Origin of the sequence: Pseudomonas sp. MBLB4123 (assembly GCF_051904775.1) — a bacterium.
Taxonomy (GTDB): Bacteria; Pseudomonadota; Gammaproteobacteria; order Pseudomonadales; family Pseudomonadaceae; genus Aquipseudomonas; species Aquipseudomonas benzenivorans_B.
This window is the reverse complement of the sequence record NZ_CP196711.1, coordinates 1,814,122-1,831,338: the sequence shown is the minus strand read 5'-3', so window position 1 is coordinate 1,831,338 and position 17,217 is coordinate 1,814,122. Positions and strand designations below refer to the sequence as shown.

Sequence of the window (17,217 nt, the reverse complement as noted above, 5' to 3'; positions counted from 1 at the left end):
CTGCAAGGCGTAGGCGAGGTAGCCGAGGCTATACCGATGGCGGCCCCGCAAAAACAGGCGAAGAAGCGCAGCGTACATGAGCATTCTGAGCCTGCTTTTAACGACGCATCGGCAACGCAGGTAGCCTTGCAGCGATCCGACGCGGTCGGCCCGCCGCTCTGGCTGCTGGCCGAGCTGACCTACCGCTGCCCGCTGCAGTGCCCGTACTGCTCCAACCCCCTGGACTTCAGCCGGCAGGGCGCGGAGCTCTCCACCGCCGAGTGGATCGAGGTGTTCCGCCAGGCCCGCGAACTGGGTGCGGCGCAGCTGGGTTTCTCCGGTGGCGAACCCTTGGTGCGCCAGGACCTGGCCGAGCTGATCCGGGCGGCGCGGGAGATGGGCTACTACACCAACCTGATTACCTCGGGCATCGGCTTGACCGAGGCGCGCATCGCCAGTTTCAGCGAGGCCGGACTGGACCATATCCAGATCAGCTTCCAGGCCGCCGACGAGGAGGTCAACAACCTGCTGGCCGGCTCCAAAAAGGCCTTCGCCCAGAAGCTGGCCATGGCCCGGGCGGTCAAGGCGGCCGGTTATCCCATGGTGCTGAACTTCGTCACCCACCGGCACAACATCGACAACATCGAGCGCATCATCGAGCTGTGCCTGGAGCTGGAGGCGGACTTCGTCGAGCTGGCCACCTGCCAGTTCTACGGCTGGGCCGAACTCAATCGTGCCGGGCTGCTGCCGACCCGCGCCCAGCTGGAGCGTGCCGAGGGCATCACCAACCAGTGGCGAGCGAAACTGGCGGCCGAAAACCACCCCTGCAAGCTGATCTTCGTCACCCCGGACTACTACGAGGAACGACCCAAGGCCTGCATGAACGGCTGGGGCAACCTGTTCCTCGACATCACCCCGGACGGCACCGCGCTGCCGTGCCACAGCGCGCGGCAGTTGCCGGTGCAGTTCCCCAACGTGCGCGAGCACCGCATCGAGCACATCTGGCGCGACTCGTTCGGCTTCAACCGCTTCCGCGGCGACGCCTGGATGCCCGAGCCCTGCCGCAGCTGCGACGAGAAGGCCAAGGACTTCGGCGGCTGCCGCTGCCAGGCCTTCATGCTCACGGGCGATGCCAGCAACGCCGACCCGGTGTGCAGCAAGTCGGCGCACCACGGCATTATCCTCGCCGCGCGGGAGGAGGCCGAGCGGGCGCCCGGGGCGCTGCAGGACCTGCAGTCGCGCAACGAGCAGGCGTCCCGGCTAATCTGCAAGACATGAGTGGTCAACGCATCGCGCCCTTCGGCTTCTGGGACAGCGCCTGGTCCAGCGACCAGGCGGCCGCGGCCGGCCGCGACTTCGCCGAGCTGCGCGCGGGGCTGGGCGGCCTGGTGTGGCTGCAATACGACCCGGCCGACGGCCGTTCGACCCTCTGGTACTGGACGCCCGCAGCCCTGCGCTGCCTGACCCCGGCCGACCTGTCGGTGCGCAGCCGGGTCTACGAGTATGGCGGCGGCGCCTTCTGCCTCACCGAACAGGGCGTCGCCTTCGTCGGCGAGGCCGATCAGCAGCTCTATCACCAGCCGCTGAATGCCGCGCCCGAGCGGCTGAGCAATCGTCCCCATTGCCGCTTCGGCGATCTGCGCTTCGACGCCCGGGGCAGCGCCCTGCTGGCGGTGGAGGAGGCGCGCGAAGCCGGGCAGGTGCTGCACCGGCTGGTCGCCATCGCCCTGGCCGACGGCGCGCGGCGGGTGCTGGCCGAGGGCCGCGACTTCTATGCCGCGCCGACTCTCAGCGCCGATGGTCGGCGCCTGGCCTGGATCGAGTGGGACCGGCCGCGGCAGCCCTGGCTGGCGACTCGCCTGTGCCTGGCCGAGCGGGCCGCGGACGGTACCTGGCGGCCGGCCCGGGTCGTTGCCGGGCAGGGCGACGACGAGTCCCTGCAGCAGCCGGCGTTCGACGACCGGGGCCGGCTGCTGGTGCTCGGCGACCGCCACGGCTACTGGCAGCCCTGGCGCGAAACGGCCGAGGGCCGCCTGGCGCCGCTGCCCTGCGCCGCCGCCGATCACGCCGCCGCGCCCTGGCAGCTGGGCGCCTGCAATTACCTGGCGCTGGCCGGCGAAGGCCTGCTGCTGAGCTGGTTCGAGGACGGCTGCGCCCGCCTGGCCGAGCGTAGCGCCGACGGCCGGGGCGAGCGCCGGCTGGCGCCGGACTACAGCCGCTTCCGCCAACTGGCGGCCGACACCACGCACTTCTACCTGATCGCCGCCGCGCCGACGCGGGGCGGCGCTGTGCTGGCGATCGAGCGGGCCAGCGGCCAGTGCCGGGTGCTGGCCGGCGGTGCGGTGCCCCTGGCGGAGACCGAGGTCTCCCGTCCCCGGCCGCTGTCCTTCACCAGTGGTGGTGAGGCCTGCCATGCCTTCTTCTACCCACCGCACAATGGCGCCTGCCGTGGACCGGACGGGGAGAAGCCGCCGTTGCTGGTGTTCCTGCATGGCGGGCCGACCTCGGCCTGCTACCCGGCGTTCGACCCGCGCATCCAGTTCTGGACCCAGCGCGGCTTCGCCGTCGCCGACCTCAACTACCGCGGCAGCAGCGGCTATGGCCGCGCCTATCGCATGGCCCTGCACGAGCGCTGGGGCGAGATCGAGGTGGTCGATGCCGGCGCGCTGCTCGAACACCTGGCTGGATTGGACCTGATCGATCCGGCCCGGGCCTTTATCCGCGGCGCCAGTGCCGGCGGCTACACCGCGTTGTGCGCCCTGGCCGGCGGCCTGACGTTTCGCGGTGGCGCCAGCCTGTACGGGGTCAGCGATCCCCTGGCCCTGCGCCGGGTCACGCACAAGTTTGAGGCCGACTACCTGGACTGGCTGATCGGCGACCCGCAGCGCGATGCGCAGCGCTATGCCGCGCGCACCCCCTTGTTGCATGCCGACAAGATCGAGGCGCCCGTGATCTTCTTCCAGGGCGGCCAGGATGCCGTGGTGCTGCCGAGCCAGACCGAGGCCATGGTCGAGGCGTTGCGTGGGCGCGGCCTGGCGGTGGACTACCACTTCTACCCCGAGGAGGGCCACGGCTTTCGCCAGGCGTGCAACCAGGCCCATGCCCTGGAGCAGGAGTGGCGCTTCTACCAGCGCCTGCTCGGTTGAAGGCGGTGCATGCGCGGCCGCCTGCTCGACGCTGGTCGCATTGCATTGGCAGGCCAATGCAGTAGGCTGGGCGGGTTAGAACAACAACAGGTAGGCCGCAGTGTGAGCCCCGATATCAGTCTTCACCGCAAGTTCGTCTCGCCGGAAATCATCTTCGGCGCCGGCTGCCGTCACAGCGTGGGCAACTACGCCAGCAACTACGGTGCGCGCAAGGTGCTGCTGGTGTCGGACCCCGGGGTAGTGGCCGCCGGCTGGGTCGCCGACGTGCAGGCCAGCCTGCAGCGCCAGGGCATCGAGCATTGTCTCTACACCCAGGTCTCGCCCAACCCGCGCGCCGAGGAGGTGATGCTCGGCGCCGAGCTGTACCGCAGCGAGTCCTGCAACGTGATAGTGGCGGTCGGTGGCGGCAGCCCGATGGATTGCGCCAAGGGCATCGGCATCGCCGTGGCCCATGGCCGCGACATCCTCGAGTTCGAGGGCGTGGACACCCTGCGCGTGCCCAGCCCGCCGCTGATCCTGATCCCCACCACCGCCGGCACCTCGGCCGACGTGTCGCAGTTCGTGATCATCTCCAACCAGCAGGAACGGATGAAGTTCTCCATCGTCAGCAAGGGCGCGGTGCCCGACGTGTCGCTGATCGACCCGGAAACCACCCTGAGCATGGACCCCTTCCTCTCCGCCTGCACCGGCATCGACGCCCTGGTGCATGCCATCGAGGCCTTCGTCTCCACCGGCTCGGGGCCGCTGACCGATTCCCACGCCCTGGAGGCGATGCGGCTGATCAACGGCCACCTGGTGGCGATGATCGCCAACCCCAACGACATCGCCCTGCGCGAGAAGATCATGCTCGGCAGCATGCAGGCCGGCCTGGCCTTCTCCAACGCCATCCTCGGCGCGGTGCACGCCATGAGCCACAGCCTCGGCGGTTTCCTCGACCTGCCCCATGGGCTGTGCAACGCGGTGCTGGTCGAACATGTGGTGGCCTTCAACTACAACGCCGCGCCGGAGCGCTTCCGGATGGTCGCCGAGACCCTGGGCATCGACACCCGCGGCCTCACCCACCCGCAGGTGCGCCAGCGCCTGATCGAACACCTGATCCGCTTCAAGCGGGCGGTCGGCTTCCACGAGACCCTGGGCCTGCACGGCGTCAGCACGGCCGATATCCCCTTCCTGTCGCAGCATGCGATGGAAGACCCGTGCATCCTCACCAATCCGCGCGAGTCGAGCCAGCGGGATGTCGAGGTCGTCTATGCCGAGGCCCTCTGACCAGCAGCGCCAGGCCCTCACCGAACTGCTCGGGCTGGGCAGCCACTCGGTGCGCAAGAGCCACTACCCGGAACTGCTGGCGCGTCTGGAGGAACTGGAGACCGAGCGCAACCGCTACAAGTGGCTGTTCGAGCACGCGGTGCACGGCATCTTCCAGGCCAGCCTGCAGGAGGGCCTGCGCGCGGCCAACCCGGCCCTGGCGCGGATGCTCGGCTACGAGGACCCGCAGCAGGTGCTGTGGTCGCTGACCGACCTGGCCGAATACCTGTTCGTCGGCGGCGCCGAGGAGCTGCAGCATATCCGCGACGCGCTGCAGCGCCAGGGCGGTCTGTTCGGCTACGAGACCCAGTTGCGCCGGCGTGACGGCCGGGTCATCGACGTGTTGATGAACCTGCTGCTCAAGCCGGACGAGGAGGGCCTGTTCGAGGGCTTCGTCGCCGATATCAGCGAGCGCAAGCAGGCCCAGTTGCGCCTGCAGCAGCTCAACGACGAGCTGGAGCAGCGGGTCAACGCGCGCACCGCCGAGCTGCAGGAGGCCAACCACAACCTGCTGCAGCAGATAGTCGAGCGCAAGCGCGTCGAGCAGGCCCTGCGCGAGGCCCGCGACGCCGCCGAGGCGGCCAACCAGAGCAAGGACAAGTACCTGGCGGCGGCCAGCCACGACCTGCTGCAGCCCTTGAATGCGGCGCGCCTGCTGATCTCCACCCTGCGCGAGCGCAGCCTGCCGGCCGCCGAGCACAGCCTGGTCGAGCGCAGCCACCAGGCCCTGGAGGGTGCCGAGGACCTGCTCACCGACCTGCTGGAGATCTCCAAGCTGGACCAGGCGGCGATCAAGCCGGACATCGAGGTCTACCCGCTGGAGGAACTGCTGGCGCCGTTGGCCTCGGAGTTCCAGCCGGTGGCCGCGGCGGCGGGCCTGACGCTCAGGGTGCATATCACCGACTGCAGCATCAGCAGCGATTTCCGCCTGCTCACGCGCATCCTGCGCAACTTCCTCAGCAATGCCTGCCGCTACACCGAGCGAGGCGGGGTGCTACTGGGGGCGCGCAGGCGCGGCGAGTTCCTCGAACTGCAGGTGTGGGACAGCGGCCGCGGCATTGCCGAGGACCAGCTCGACAGCATCTTCCTCGAGTTCAACCAACTGCAGGTCGGCCGCGCCGCCGAGCGCAAGGGCGTCGGCCTGGGCCTGGCAATCGTCGACCGTATCGCGCAGATGCTCGGCTATCGGGTGCGGGTGCGCTCGCAGTTGGGCCGCGGCTCGCTGTTCGCCATCCAGGTGCCGCTCGCCCGGCAGCCGGTTGCCAGTGCGCCATCGCGGACGGCGCTGCCCACCCAGGTCGGTGATCCACTGCCGGGGCGGCGTCTGCTGGTGCTGGACAACGAACTGAGCATTCTCGACAGCATGTCGGCCCTGCTCCAGCAGTGGGGCTGCGAGGTGCTTACCGCACTCGACCAGGAGGAGGCCCAGCAGGTACTCGGCGAGCAGGCTCCAGACCTGATCCTGGCGGACTTCCACCTCGATCATGGGGTGACCGGCTGCCAGGTGGTGCGGCAGCTGCGCGAGCGTTTCGCCGCGCCGATCCCCGCGGTGATCATCACCGCGGACCGCAGCGATCAGTGTCGCCGCGAGCTGCAGGGCCTGGGCATGCCGTTGCTGAACAAGCCGGTCAAGCCGGGCAAGCTGCGCGCGGTGCTCAGTCAGCTGCTGGGGGCGTCGGCGGCAGCATAGGCCAGGCGGCTATCCGCCGCTGCGTTGCCGAGGGTTTGCTCCATAGAAAAAGGCTTGCGCGCCGCGCAAGCCTTTATCGTTTCACGGGGTGCCTTGGTCTCAGGGCTGGGGCACGGCTACCGTGGCAGCGGCCTCGTCCCGCGCCAGGCAGGCCGCGGCGGTGAACAGCACGTCGGTGGAGGAGTTCAGCGCGGTTTCCGCCGAGTCCTGGACGATGCCGATGATGAAGCCCACCGCGACCACCTGCATGGCCACTTCGTTGGGAATGCCGAACAGGCTGCAGGCCAGCGGAATCAGCAGCAGCGAGCCGCCGGCCACGCCGGACGCGCCGCAGGCGCTGATCGATGCCAGCAGGCTGAGCAGCAGGGCGGTGGGCAGGTCGACGGCGATGCCCAGGGTGTGCACCGCGGCCAGGGTCAGCACGCTGATGGTGATCGCCGCGCCGGCCATGTTGATGGTGGCGCCCAGGGGGATGGACACCGAATAGGTCTCCTGCTGCAGCCCCAGGCGCTGGCACAGCTGCAGGTTGACCGGGATGTTGGCCGCCGAGCTGCGGGTGAAGAAGGCGGTCAGGCCGCTCTCGCGCAGGCAGGTCAGCACCAGGGGGTAGGGGTTGCGGCGAATCTTGCCGAAGACGATCAGCGGGTTGACCACCAGGGCGACGAACAGCATGCAGCCGACCAGCACCAGCAGCAGGTGCAGGTAGTCGAGCAGGGCGCCCATGCCCGACTCGGCCAGGGTCGCGGCGACCAGGCCGAAGATACCCAGCGGCGCCAGACGGATCACCAGCTTGACGATCGCGGTCACCCCGGCGGACAGGTCGGCGAGCAGCTGCTTGCTGGCGGGCGAGGCGTGGCGCAGGGCCAGGCCCAGGCCGATGGCCCAGGCCAGGATGCCGATGAAGTTGCCCCGCAGCAGGGCGTTGATCGGGTTGTCGACCACGTTCAGCAGCAGGGTCTTGAGCACCTCGCCGATGCCGCCCGGGGGCGACAGTTCGGCGCCGTTGCTGACCAGGGCCAGGCTCGAGGGGAAGGCGAAGCTGGCGATCACCGCGATCAGGGCGGCGCTGAAGGTACCGAGCAGGTACAGCACGAGGATCGGCCGCATCTGGGTCTGCTGATCGCGCTGGTGGTTGGCGATCGAGGCCGTCACCAGGACGAACACCAGCACCGGCGCCACGGCCTTCAGCGCCGAGACGAACACGCCGCCGAGGAAGCTGACGGACAGGGCGGCCTGGGGCAGGAACTGGGCGAGCAGCACGCCGGCGATCAGGCCGATGAGAATCTGTACCACCAGGCTGGTGCGGTCGAGCAGGTGGATGAGCGGGTGTCGGGAAGCGGTCATGGGTACTTCTCTAAAGGGGTTGCGGCTCGCCGGCCGGTCTGTGCAAGCCATATAGCCTGTCCTGGAGCCTGGCTCCGGCGGCGTCTTGCGGGGGAAGGGGCGGTGACGAGCGAATGGTCGGATGTGCGACGAGGCCTGGGCACTCGGGCAGGAAAACAAGCGCGCGACTCTAGCACAGCCGCCCGGTCCATGGGCTGCAGCCGATCGCCGTCCGTACGCCGGGGGACGTGTCAAGTTGCCGCCAGTCAGGCTAGGCTAGCGGCTGGTTCGAGCCAGAGAGAGCTGAGATGAACGACGAGCCCCTAACCGAGTCCGACGAGGCGGCGTTGAGCGCGGTCGAAGTACGTATCCTCGGTTGCCTGATCGAGAAGCAGGCGACCACCCCCGAAGCCTACCCGCTGACCCTGAATGCCCTGGTGCTGGCCTGTAACCAGAAGACCAGCCGCGAGCCGCTGATGAACCTCAATCCCGGCCAGGTCGGCCAGGGCCTGCGCAGCCTGGAGGGCCGGGGCCTGGCGCGCCTGGTGATGGGCAGCCGTGCCGACCGCTGGGAGCACCGTGCCGACAAGGCCCTGGAGCTGGTCGCGGAGCAGGTCGTGCTGGTCGGTCTGTTGCTGTTGCGCGGCCCGCAGACCCTCAGCGAGCTGTTCACCCGCAGTAGCCGCCTGCATGAGTTCGAGGATCTGGAGCAGTTGCGCCATCACCTGGACCGGTTGATCACCCGGGGTCTGGCCATCCAGCTGACGCGTCAACCCGGGCAGCGTGAAGACCGCTATATGCATCTGATGGGGGAGCCGGAGGACATGCAGGCGCTGCTGGCTGCGCGTGTCTCCGAGCCCGAGCGTCCGTCCGGCGGATCGCAGTATGAGGCGCGGCTGGAGGCGCTGGAGGCGCGACTCGCCGAGCTGGAGGAACGCCTGTCACGTCTGGAGTGAGCGGGCATCAGGGCTTCTTTTCCGGGCCCGAAACGATTAAAGGCGCCAGTTACGGCGCCTTTTTCCTGTGCTGTCGTGGTCGCATCCTTAGCCGATGCGGTTGACGCCGGTGCGCTCGCTGCCGTCCTCGGCGACGCGGATGCGCTGTTGCAGGCGTTCGGCGCCGCCTTCGGCGCCGCCTTCGGCGAGGCGATTGACGCCGGTGCGCGCGCTGCCGTCCTCGGCGACGCGGAAGCGCTCTTGCAGGCGTTCGGCACCACCTTCGACGAGGCGGTTGACGCCGGTGCGCGCACTGCCGTCCTCGGCGACGCGGAAGCGCTCTTGCAGGCGTTCGGCACCACCTTCGACGAGGCGGTTGACGCCGGTGCGCGCACTGCCGTCCTCGGCGACGCGGAAGCGCTTCTGCAGGCGTTCTGCGCCGCCTTCGGCGAGGCGATTGACGCCGGTGCGCGCGCTGCCGTCTTCGGCGACTCGGATGCGCTCCTGCAGGCGTTCGGCCCCCCCCTCGGCTACACGTTTGCTAGCGCTACGCTCGCTGCCATCGGCAGCCAGAGTGGCTTTGAACTCATCTTGCGGGGCCTGCTTTGCATGGTGCGGCAAGGCGAAGGCAGTCGCGGACAGGCTGGCCAGGATCAGGCTGGCGAGAAGTTGCTTTTTCATCTGTGGGCTCCTCGTGGGGGCGGTAAGTGAGTACGGGGCCCATGTTACTCAGGATAATTCGATGAAAAAGGGCAGTCGCGGCATGGTAATAATCGACGTCGTTGATAGTGAGTCGCAGCCCTTGCGGTAACTGGGCTGCATCGCCTCTATGCGGTATGTCAGAAGAGCCATGGCGGGGGAGATGCTGAGGTCTGCTTTATCTAATTTTTCGATGTTTGTGTGGTCTAGGGTCTCGCAAAGGCCGTGCGGGAGCGGCTTCGCGCGCTTGAAATGTCGAACGTGTGATGCGTATTTTGTACGGCCGATGGCGCCGCTCCGAACCCGCCACGGTTATCGCGCAATTTAAGGAAGAACGAATGAATACCCCAGGTCGCAGTGCTCTGAACGATTTGCTTCACGGCGTTACCGAAGTCGAATGCGTGACTCCGGATCTGAACGGCGTGCCGCGGGGCAAGGTGATGACTGCCGAAGGCTTTCTCGAGGGACGGCGACTGCAACTGGCCCGGGGCGTGCTGCTGCAGTGCATCATGGGGGGCTATCCGCCCGCGCGTTTCTACGGCAGCGACGACGGCGACCTGGTGCTGAATGCCGAGCCCACGCAGATCCATCGGTTGCCGTGGAGCAGTACGCCACGCGCCCTGGCGATCTGTGATGCGGATGAGCTGGACGGCCGCGGCTCGGGGCTCTCCACGCGCACCTTGCTCAAGCAGGTGCTGGCGCGCTACGCCAGCCATGGCCTGCAGCCGGTGGTGGCGACCGAGCTGGAGTTCTTCGTCTTTGCGCCGAACCCCGACCCACAGCAGCCGTTCCAGCCGCCGCTGGGCCTCGATGGTCGGCGCGAGAGCGGTGGCTCCGCATTCGGCGTCGGCTCCCACAACGGCTTGCGTGCATTCTTCGACGAGGTCTACCAGTGCATGGCCGCCCTCGGCCTGCCGCGCGACACCTTCATGCATGAGATGGGCCTCAGCCAGTTCGAGATCAACCTGCTGCATGGCGACCCCCTGCTGCTCGCCGACCAGACCTTCCTGTTCAAGCACCTGCTCAAGGAGGTGGCGCTCAAGCACGGACTGATCGCGGTATGCATGGCCAAGCCCCTGGCACAGACGCCGGGCAGCTCCATGCATATCCACCAGAGCGTGGTCGAGCAGGGCAATGGGCGCACTATCTTCAGCGATGAGCAGGGGCGGGCGACGCCGGCCTTCTATCAGTTCATCGGCGGTCAGCAGGCGGCGTTGGCCGACTTCACCCTGCTGTTCGCCCCCCATGTGAACTCCTACCAGCGGCTGTGTCACCCCTACGCGTCGCCGAACAATGCCTGTTGGTCGACCGACAACCGCGCCGCGGGGCTGCGCATTCCAGCCAGCTCGCCGGCCGCGCGGCGGGTGGAGAACCGTTTGCCGGGGGCCGATGCCAACCCCTATCTGGCCCTGGCGGCCAGCCTGGCGGCGGGGTTGTATGGCATCGAGCAGCAGTTGCAGGCGAGCGCGCCGCTGCAGGGCGAATTCGAGGTGCCGGACGAGCTGATGCTGCCCTGCACCCTGCACGCGGCGCTCGAGCGTCTGCGGCGCAGTCAGCTGGCGGTGGAGCTGTTCGGCCAGGAGTTCATCGCAGGCTACATCGCCAGCAAGACCCTGGAGCTCGATAGCTTCTTCGATGAAATCACGCCTTGGGAGCGCCGGGTACTCGCGGCTCAAGCCTAGTGCCCGGTGGGACATTGGGGACCTGTCCCTTGGGCAAGTTGGCTAGGCTTTAAGGCAAAACGCTGTTGCTTGTAACTCCGTCGTGCTTTATAGCGTCTTGTACCGCCACTAGCCGTTTACAGACCCCATTATCCATTCCGGTCGGAGGCTTGCACCGAGCAGCCGGCCATCAGTCAAGGAAGTACCCCAAGCCCCATGCGCCTGATCTGGAAGTCGTTTCGTTCGCTGTATTTCGCCACTCTGTTGATGTTGCTGGGGTCGGGCCTGCTCAGCACCTACCTGGGCTTGCGCCTGGCGGAGACTGCCGACGGGCTGTGGGTCGGCGCCTTGATGGCGGCCAATTACCTGGGCCTGGTGTTGGGGGGCAAGAAGGGGCACCGGCTGATCGCCCGGGTCGGCCACATTCGCGCCTACGTGGCCTGCGCCGGCGTGATTACCGCGGCGGTGCTGGTCCACGGCCTGACCGACTGGTTGCCGGTGTGGCTGCTGCTGCGCTTCGTGGTCGGCCTGGGCATGATGTGCCAGTACATGGTGATCGAGAGCTGGCTCAACGAGCAGGCCGATACCAGCCAGCGTGGCCTGGTATTCGCCGGCTATATGGCGGCGTCCTATTTCGGCCTGATTCTCGGCCAGCTGGTCCTGGTGGTGCACCCGACTCTGGGGCTCGAGCTGTTGATGTTGGTGGCGCTGTCCTTCGCCCTGTGTCTGGTGCCGGTTGCCCTGACTCGCAAGCTGCACCCCGCGCCCCTGCATCCGGCCCCGCTGGAGATGCGTTTCTTCATCAAGCGCGTGCCCCTGTCGCTGACCACCATCGCGGTGGCCGGCCTGGTGATCGGTGCGTTCTATGGTCTGGCGCCCCTCTATGCGACGCGCTTGGGGATGCCCACCGAGCAGGTGGGTCTGTTCATGGGTTTCTGCATTCTCGCCGGTCTGCTGGTGCAATGGCCGCTTGGCTGGCTGTCGGACCGTCGCGACCGGGTCATGTTGATTCGCGGTTGCGCGGGGCTGATGGCACTGGCCGCACTGCCCCTGGCGCTGCTGGCCGAGGCACCGCTGTTGCTGTTGTTCGGGGTCGGCTTTGTCGTGAGTCTGTTGCAGTTCAGCCTCTATCCTTTGGCGGTGGCCCTGGCCAATGACCACGTCGAGGCCGAGCGACGGGTGTCGTTGACCGCTATGTTGCTGGTCACCTATGGCGTCGGCGCCAGCGTCGGGCCGCTGCTGGCCGGGGTGCTCATGCGCCTCTGGGGCGCCAACATGCTCTATGCCTTCTTCTGTGCCTGTGCGCTGATCCTGGTCTTGCGGGTGAGCCCGAAGAAGGTCACCCACATGCACCAGGTCGACGATGCACCGCTGCATCACATTCCGATGCCCGACAGCACGGCCAGCTCGCCCTTGGTGGCGGCCCTCGATCCGCGCGTCGACGAGCAGGTGGTGCATGAGCAGATGCATGATGCGGTCGCCCAACCACAGGCTGGCGAGGGCAGCGAGGGCGGCGAGACTCCGGCGGAGCAGGCCCCGCGGCCGTGACGCCAATGCTCAGCGTCATAGTGCCGGTGCGCGATGAGGCGCTGGTCTTGCCGCAACTGCTGGCTGATCTGGCGCCTCTGCGTGCCGCCGGGGCGGAGCTGATTCTGGTCGATGGCGGCAGCCGGGATGCGACCTGCGCGCTGGCGCGGGGGCATGTCGATCAGCTGATAAGGAGCGTTGCCGGTCGGGCGCGGCAGATGAATGCCGGTGCCGCTTCGGCTCATGGCGACTACCTGTGGTTCGTGCATGCCGATACGCGGATCGACGCCGCCGCCGTTCGCAGCCTGTTGGACGCGTTGGCCCGGCGCCCGCTGTGGGGGCGTTTCGACGTGCGCCTGTCGGGGCGGGGACTGGCGCTGCGCTTGATCGGCACGATGATCAGTCTGCGGTCGCGGCTGACCGGCGTGGCCAGTGGTGATCAGGGCATCTTCGTCGCTCGGGCGGTGTTCGAGCGATTGGGCGGCTATGCCGACATCCCGTTGATGGAAGACCTCGAACTCTGTCGCCGATTGAAGCGCCTGTCCCGGCCGCGTTGCCTGCGCCCCGCACTGCTCACTTCCAGCAGGCGCTGGGAGCGTCACGGCATTTGGCGTACTGTATTGCTCATGTGGCGCTTGCGACTGGCCTATTATTGTGGCGCCAGTCCCGAGCAGTTGGCGCGCGCTTACCACAGAGGGCCACGGCCATGAGTCTGTCGATTTCCTTGCACCTGCTGGCTCGCCTGCCGGTTCCGGGGCGGGTGAAAACCCGATTGATCCCCGCATTGGGCGAAGAGGGCGCGTGCGACCTGCAGCGTGCCTTGCTCGCTCGGGCTCTGCAGCTACCGTCCGACGGTTTCAGTGAACGCTTCCTCTGGTTGGACGACGGTCCCGATGCGGAGCTGCAGGCGCTGGCCGATCGGTTGGGCTGGACGCTGGTCGAGCAGCCCGCGGGTGATCTGGGCGAGCGCATGCGCCGTATCGCCGCGCTGGGGTTGGCGGAAAGCGATGCGGTGGTGTTGATCGGCAATGACTGCCCGGCGCTGGATGGCGAGTACCTGAGCGGTGCCTGTATCGCATTGCATGCGCAGCCGGTGGTGCTCGGGCCGGCCGAGGATGGGGGGTATGTCCTGCTCGGCCTGCGGCGTATCGATCCCTTGCTGTTCGAAGCCATGCCCTGGGGGACCGATCGGGTGTTAGGCCTGACCCGCGAACGCCTGCAGCAGCTGGATTGGGGGCATCAATTGCTGCCCGTGCTGTGGGATGTGGACCGTCCCGAGGATCTGCCGCGTCTGGCGGCATTGGGTATCCAGGTCTAGATCGTTAGAACAGGCCGTCACCCTCGACGCGGCGGGCTTCACGCTGCACCTGGTAGACGAAACGCTCGACTTGGCGTTGCTCCAGGCCGCTTAGGCGGTGGAAGCGCAGGCCCATAAAGGTCGCGTCGACCTTTTCCTCGTACTGCATATGGCGCAGTTCCACCGAGGTGGTCATGGCGCCGAAGGGCAGTTCGGTGGTGAAGCGCTCGTAGACCTGGCCGGTCTGCAGGCGCTGGGTGACGTCACCGGGCATGCGCAGCCTGCAGCCGGTCGCGGAAATATCCAGCATCTGCCCCTTGAGGGGGCTCTTCAGTCGACTTCCGGCCAGCTCGACCTTCAGCTGTTCCGTCAGCTTGAGCTGCGCCCTGAAGGCGTTGCGCCGCTGATGGTAGTGCACTTCTTCCGGCATCGGGCTCAGGTAGCAGCGTGCCCCCTGATGCTCGGTGATCTGCACCGTCTGCGGACACTCCCAGGCCACTCGAACGCCCTCATGGAAGGCTTCGATGCGAAAGCTTTCGCCGTTTAGCAGGTAGCGCTCGCCGTCGTTGGGGATGATTTCATCGAGAGTCAGCCGGGAGCTGTCGCGGTCCACTTCGACCAGGTAGCTCTGAAAGCGCTGGCTGCGCTCGTGAAAGGTGATGATCAGGGGGTCGTGGGCCTGTTGCAGTAGGCGGAGGGTGGCAACGATCTCCATTGGCGCTTTGAGCACTTTGGGTGGTTGCGGGCCATCGTCCTCGGTAAAGGGATTGGACACGGTCCAGAACTCTCCTGGCAATTACTCGGGCACTCGCATACTGGGTATGTCCTGGTGCCTTGTTATAGGTGGTCAGGCCTGGCTGAGCGGGCGCTGTTGGCCGATTCTAGCGGTACTGCCGCGGCTGTCATAGACGTTCGGCGTTTCGCCGCCGCGCAGAATGCCGAGCATGCTATTGGTCGAGGCCTGACTGGAGCGGATAAGACGGCCGTTGCGCAGGTTGGCGGTCTGGCAGCGTTCGAGCAGGGTATTGAGCTCGTCGCCGCGGGCGAGCAGTTCGGCGCCCAGCTCGGAGTGCTCGGCCAGCGCCTGTAGGCCGGCGCGGTCGGCACTCAGCTGCAGGCTGAGGAGGAGCTGGCTGCGGCTCTTGCCGTGCCGATCGAGCAGGGCAAGCAGTGGCTGCTTGTCCGCGAGTATGCTCTGCAGGCGGGGCAGATCGCGTTCGCCAAGGGCTTGGAACTCGTCATCGATTAACTCAAGCAGTCGCTTGGCTGTGCCGATATCGTCGTTGATCAGGTTCAGCAGGGTCGTGTCGTGCATGGCGGGCTCTTGGGGGCGGAGGCGTCCAATACCCCCAGCGCGCAGCCTTGGGACTAGCGCTGGGATTCGAAATTGAGCAGTTTGCCGGCGATGCGTTGGCTGTCGACCTGGTAGCTGCCGTCGGCAATCGCCTGTTTGATCCGGGCAACGCGCTCTTTGTCGACGCTAGGCAGGTCGCGCAGGCTTTCGCCGATCTTCTGCAGTTGCTGCGCTTCGTGACTGAGTTGCACCGATTCGCCACTCGGATTGCTGTCGGCTGGCGCAGGCGCGTCGCTCGGCTTGGCGCCAATGGCGTCGTTGCGGCCAGTAGACTGGGTGTTGCCTGTACGCCCTGTATTGGCAGGGGTGCTGGCACTATTGGGCCGGTTGAAATCGATGACCATGATGCAAAACCTCGGGCAGTATTTGGACGCTTGCCTAGCTTGTCGGCCCAAAACCTGAAAACTTTAGGGCTGCCGAGCAATAATTCTGCGTCAGGCAACAGTCTAAAACACGGTGCGTCAGTCGTCAGCCGAACATCACACAAGAATCATGCCTACATGGCCACTTCAACCTGGCCAGGACCCACTACCCGGGCCCTGATCACGCGCTGCGAGCGCTGGTTGCGTACCCGGATCTGTTTGCCGGCAGCCCCGTCGGACAAGGCCTCGCCGGGCATGCGCACGCTCACCGTGCCGCTGCGTGCGCTGATGACCACCTGATCGCCCCGATGGACGACCTCGGCGGCCTCGACGTGTATGGGCATCACCACTTGGTCCGGCAGCAGGGGGCGCGTCAATTTCTTGCCGACTGCCTGCCTGGGGGTGGTCAGGTAGCCCTGGCTGAGTGAGCCGAGATCGCGTTCGGCCAGGGCAATGTCCATTTCCGTCAGAACGGCGTTGCGTTTGAGAGGGCGACTGGCGATCACGACCTCGCGGTACAGGCGCACCTGGCCCGGCACGAAGACGGTCCAGGGGGTACTGCCTGAACAGCGCACTCGCACGGTTACCCGGCCTATGGGCTCGTCCGGGCTTTCCAGGGTGGCAGCCAGTTCTTTGTCGCACGCGGGCAGGCGCAGGCGCGGATCCAGCCGATTGACCTGGACCTCATGCCGTCCCTGGATATCGCTGCGCTGTAAATACTGCTCTACTGCCTGCTCAAGAAAGCCCTGGGCGGTGCCGATAAGCTGCTCAGGCAAGGTTGCCGCGGCTGCCTGGGGGCTATAGCCGAGTAGGAGCAATGCAGGTAAAACTGCCAGTAGGTGGCAGCCCTTTACCAGTGCGTGCCGAAAAGTCGTCGTTTCTGCGTTCATGCTGAGTAAAAAGCAAGGCCCGTGCCGCCTGCTACGCTGAGCACATTGCGCGCTAGTCAAACTGAAGAGGTTGGGGCATGGCCGGTGTATTGGATTCGGTAAATCAGCGAACTCAGCTGGTAGGGCAGAATCGTTTGGAACTGCTGTTGTTTCGTCTGAACGGCAGCCAGTTGTACGGGATCAACGTGTTCAAGGTGAAGGAGGTGCTGCAGTGCCCCAAGCTCACCATCATGCCGAAGTCCAGCCCTGTGGTCCGTGGGGTGGCGAGTATTCGCGGCGGCACCATCCCGATTCTCGACCTGTCCATGGCGACCGGCAAGGCGCCGCTGAAGAACCTGGACAACAGCTTCGTCATCATCACCGAGTACAACACCAAGGTTCAGGGCTTTCTGGTGCATTCGGTGGAGCGCATCGTCAACATGAACTGGGAAGGCATCCATCCGCCACCCAAGGGGACGGGGCGCGATCATTACCTCACCGCGGTGACCCATCTGGATCAGCAGTTGGTGGAGATCATCGACGTGGAGAAAATCCTCGCCGAGGTGGCACCGACGTCCGAGGTCATATCCGAGGGCGTGCTGGATCAGCAGGTTCAGGCCAAGGCAGTGACCAAGCGGGTGCTGACCTGCGATGACTCCTCGGTGGCGCGCAAGCAGGTGACTCGCTGCCTGCAGACTGTCGGTGTCGAGGTGGTGGCGCTGAACGATGGGCGCCAGGCCCTGGAGCACCTCAAGGCCATGGTGGAGGAGGGCAGGAATCCGGCCGAGGAGTTTTTGATGTTGATATCCGACATCGAGATGCCGGAAATGGACGGCTACACCCTGACGGCGGAGATTCGTGCGGATCCGCGCATGCAGAAACTGCACATCATCCTGCATACTTCGCTCTCTGGCGTGTTCAACCAGGCCATGGTGAAAAAGGTGGGGGCCGATGACTTCCTGGCCAAGTTCCGGCCGGATGATCTGGCGTCACGGGTGGTTGAGCGCATCAATATGGTAGATCAGGGCTGAGGCGTGTCTTCGGCACAACATTATGATCGGCGAGGCCTC

The 17,217-nt window shown here is 66.4% G+C and carries 16 protein-coding genes; 10 read left to right on the top strand and 6 right to left on the bottom strand.

Going from position 1 to position 17,217, the window contains the following annotated elements; translation table 11 throughout:
* Window positions 1-36: 36 nt before the first annotated feature.
* The 4 genes from pqqE (at window position 37) to ACSX1C_RS08460 (ending at window position 6,120) form a co-directional block, all read left to right on the top strand.
* Window positions 37-1,257, top strand: a complete 1,221-nt coding sequence (gene pqqE / locus ACSX1C_RS08475) for a pyrroloquinoline quinone biosynthesis protein PqqE (RefSeq protein ID WP_439889056.1) — start codon at window positions 37-39, stop codon at window positions 1,255-1,257.
* Window positions 1,254-3,125, top strand: coding sequence for a prolyl oligopeptidase family serine peptidase (locus ACSX1C_RS08470; protein ID WP_439889055.1), 1,872 nt, complete (start codon window positions 1,254-1,256; stop codon window positions 3,123-3,125). The genes pqqE and ACSX1C_RS08470 overlap by 4 nt, the downstream gene beginning before the upstream one ends.
* A 102-nt stretch (window positions 3,126-3,227) precedes the next feature.
* Entirely contained in the window at window positions 3,228-4,391 is a 1,164-nt protein-coding gene (gene ercA, locus ACSX1C_RS08465; RefSeq protein WP_439889054.1) for an alcohol dehydrogenase-like regulatory protein ErcA, read from the top strand.
* Window positions 4,375-6,120 (top strand): NahK/ErcS family hybrid sensor histidine kinase/response regulator, encoded by a 1,746-nt coding sequence (locus tag ACSX1C_RS08460; protein ID WP_439889053.1) that lies wholly within the window; start codon window positions 4,375-4,377, stop codon window positions 6,118-6,120. Before ercA ends, ACSX1C_RS08460 begins: the two co-directional genes overlap by 17 nt.
* Window positions 6,121-6,219: 99 nt before the next feature.
* Here ACSX1C_RS08460 and sstT read toward each other — a convergent pair whose 3' ends face one another.
* Window positions 6,220-7,464, bottom strand: a complete 1,245-nt coding sequence (sstT, locus tag ACSX1C_RS08455) for a serine/threonine transporter SstT (RefSeq protein ID WP_439889052.1) — start codon at window positions 7,462-7,464, stop codon at window positions 6,220-6,222.
* A 287-nt stretch (window positions 7,465-7,751) separates the two neighbouring features.
* Here sstT and ACSX1C_RS08450 point away from each other — a divergent pair, with 287 nt between their 5' ends.
* Entirely contained in the window at window positions 7,752-8,399 is a 648-nt protein-coding gene (locus tag ACSX1C_RS08450) for a YceH family protein (protein WP_439889051.1), read from the top strand.
* Window positions 8,400-8,486: 87 nt separating this feature from the next.
* On the opposite strand, the gene ACSX1C_RS08445 is transcribed toward ACSX1C_RS08450, so the two are convergent.
* On the bottom strand, window positions 8,487-9,059 hold the full coding sequence (locus ACSX1C_RS08445) for a phage infection protein (RefSeq protein ID WP_439889050.1): 573 nt from the start codon (window positions 9,057-9,059) through the stop codon (window positions 8,487-8,489).
* 458 nt (window positions 9,060-9,517) lie between these two features.
* Here ACSX1C_RS08445 and ACSX1C_RS08440 point away from each other — a divergent pair, with 458 nt between their 5' ends.
* From ACSX1C_RS08440 to ACSX1C_RS08425, 4 genes are all read left to right on the top strand, one after another.
* Window positions 9,518-10,759, top strand: coding sequence for a glutamine synthetase family protein (locus tag ACSX1C_RS08440; RefSeq protein WP_439889391.1), 1,242 nt, complete (start codon window positions 9,518-9,520; stop codon window positions 10,757-10,759).
* 195 nt (window positions 10,760-10,954) lie between these two features.
* On the top strand, window positions 10,955-12,286 hold the full coding sequence (locus tag ACSX1C_RS08435) for an MFS transporter (protein WP_439889049.1): 1,332 nt from the start codon (window positions 10,955-10,957) through the stop codon (window positions 12,284-12,286).
* Between the two features lie 5 nt (window positions 12,287-12,291).
* Entirely contained in the window at window positions 12,292-12,975 is a 684-nt protein-coding gene (locus ACSX1C_RS08430) for a TIGR04283 family arsenosugar biosynthesis glycosyltransferase (protein WP_439889048.1), read from the top strand.
* Window positions 12,972-13,583, top strand: a complete 612-nt coding sequence (locus tag ACSX1C_RS08425) for a TIGR04282 family arsenosugar biosynthesis glycosyltransferase (protein ID WP_439889047.1) — start codon at window positions 12,972-12,974, stop codon at window positions 13,581-13,583. The genes ACSX1C_RS08430 and ACSX1C_RS08425 overlap by 4 nt, the downstream gene beginning before the upstream one ends.
* 4 nt (window positions 13,584-13,587) lie before the next feature.
* Here ACSX1C_RS08425 and ACSX1C_RS08420 read toward each other — a convergent pair whose 3' ends face one another.
* The 4 genes from ACSX1C_RS08420 to flgA form a co-directional block, all read right to left on the bottom strand.
* Window positions 13,588-14,277 carry a flagellar brake protein gene (locus tag ACSX1C_RS08420; RefSeq protein ID WP_439889390.1) on the bottom strand — a complete coding sequence of 230 codons (690 nt, stop codon included), beginning with the start codon at window positions 14,275-14,277 and terminating at the stop codon, window positions 13,588-13,590.
* 132 nt (window positions 14,278-14,409) lie between these two features.
* The gene (locus ACSX1C_RS08415) at window positions 14,410-14,877 is read right to left on the bottom strand and encodes a flagella synthesis protein FlgN (protein ID WP_439889046.1); all 468 of its coding nucleotides are present in this window, start codon (window positions 14,875-14,877) and stop codon (window positions 14,410-14,412) included.
* A gap of 53 nt (window positions 14,878-14,930) precedes the next feature.
* A complete protein-coding gene (gene flgM, locus ACSX1C_RS08410) occupies window positions 14,931-15,260 on the bottom strand; it encodes a flagellar biosynthesis anti-sigma factor FlgM (protein ID WP_439889045.1) in 330 nt (109 codons plus the stop codon).
* 152 nt (window positions 15,261-15,412) lie between these two features.
* Window positions 15,413-16,168 carry a flagellar basal body P-ring formation chaperone FlgA gene (gene flgA / locus ACSX1C_RS08405; protein ID WP_439889044.1) on the bottom strand — a complete coding sequence of 252 codons (756 nt, stop codon included), beginning with the start codon at window positions 16,166-16,168 and terminating at the stop codon, window positions 15,413-15,415.
* Between the two features lie 77 nt (window positions 16,169-16,245).
* Between flgA and ACSX1C_RS08400 the strand changes: the two genes are divergently transcribed.
* Complete coding sequence (locus tag ACSX1C_RS08400; protein ID WP_439889043.1) at window positions 16,246-17,178, top strand: chemotaxis protein CheV; 933 nt, start codon at window positions 16,246-16,248, stop codon at window positions 17,176-17,178.
* The last annotated feature ends 39 nt before the right edge of the window (window positions 17,179-17,217 follow it).

Excerpts from the sequence above, each read along its gene's own strand:
- ACSX1C_RS08445 (WP_439889050.1), bottom strand. The coding sequence starts at position 9,059 with ATGAAAAAGCAACTTCTCGCCAGCCTGATCCTGGCCAGCCTGTCCGCG.
- ACSX1C_RS08440 (WP_439889391.1), top strand. The coding sequence starts at position 9,518 with ATGACTGCCGAAGGCTTTCTCGAGGGACGGCGACTGCAACTGGCCCGG.
- sstT (WP_439889052.1), bottom strand. The coding sequence starts at position 7,464 with ATGACCGCTTCCCGACACCCGCTCATCCACCTGCTCGACCGCACCAGC.
- pqqE (WP_439889056.1), top strand. The coding sequence starts at position 37 with ATGGCGGCCCCGCAAAAACAGGCGAAGAAGCGCAGCGTACATGAGCAT.
- ACSX1C_RS08415 (WP_439889046.1), bottom strand. The coding sequence starts at position 14,877 with ATGCACGACACGACCCTGCTGAACCTGATCAACGACGATATCGGCACA.
- ACSX1C_RS08425 (WP_439889047.1), top strand. The coding sequence starts at position 12,972 with ATGAGTCTGTCGATTTCCTTGCACCTGCTGGCTCGCCTGCCGGTTCCG.
- ACSX1C_RS08420 (WP_439889390.1), bottom strand. The coding sequence starts at position 14,277 with ATGGAGATCGTTGCCACCCTCCGCCTACTGCAACAGGCCCACGACCCC.
- flgA (WP_439889044.1), bottom strand. The coding sequence starts at position 16,168 with ATGAACGCAGAAACGACGACTTTTCGGCACGCACTGGTAAAGGGCTGC.
- ACSX1C_RS08435 (WP_439889049.1), top strand. The coding sequence starts at position 10,955 with ATGCGCCTGATCTGGAAGTCGTTTCGTTCGCTGTATTTCGCCACTCTG.
- ACSX1C_RS08400 (WP_439889043.1), top strand. The coding sequence starts at position 16,246 with ATGGCCGGTGTATTGGATTCGGTAAATCAGCGAACTCAGCTGGTAGGG.
- ACSX1C_RS08470 (WP_439889055.1), top strand. The coding sequence starts at position 1,254 with ATGAGTGGTCAACGCATCGCGCCCTTCGGCTTCTGGGACAGCGCCTGG.
- ACSX1C_RS08450 (WP_439889051.1), top strand. The coding sequence starts at position 7,752 with ATGAACGACGAGCCCCTAACCGAGTCCGACGAGGCGGCGTTGAGCGCG.
- ACSX1C_RS08460 (WP_439889053.1), top strand. The coding sequence starts at position 4,375 with ATGCCGAGGCCCTCTGACCAGCAGCGCCAGGCCCTCACCGAACTGCTC.
- ACSX1C_RS08430 (WP_439889048.1), top strand. The coding sequence starts at position 12,292 with ATGCTCAGCGTCATAGTGCCGGTGCGCGATGAGGCGCTGGTCTTGCCG.
- flgM (WP_439889045.1), bottom strand. The coding sequence starts at position 15,260 with ATGGTCATCGATTTCAACCGGCCCAATAGTGCCAGCACCCCTGCCAAT.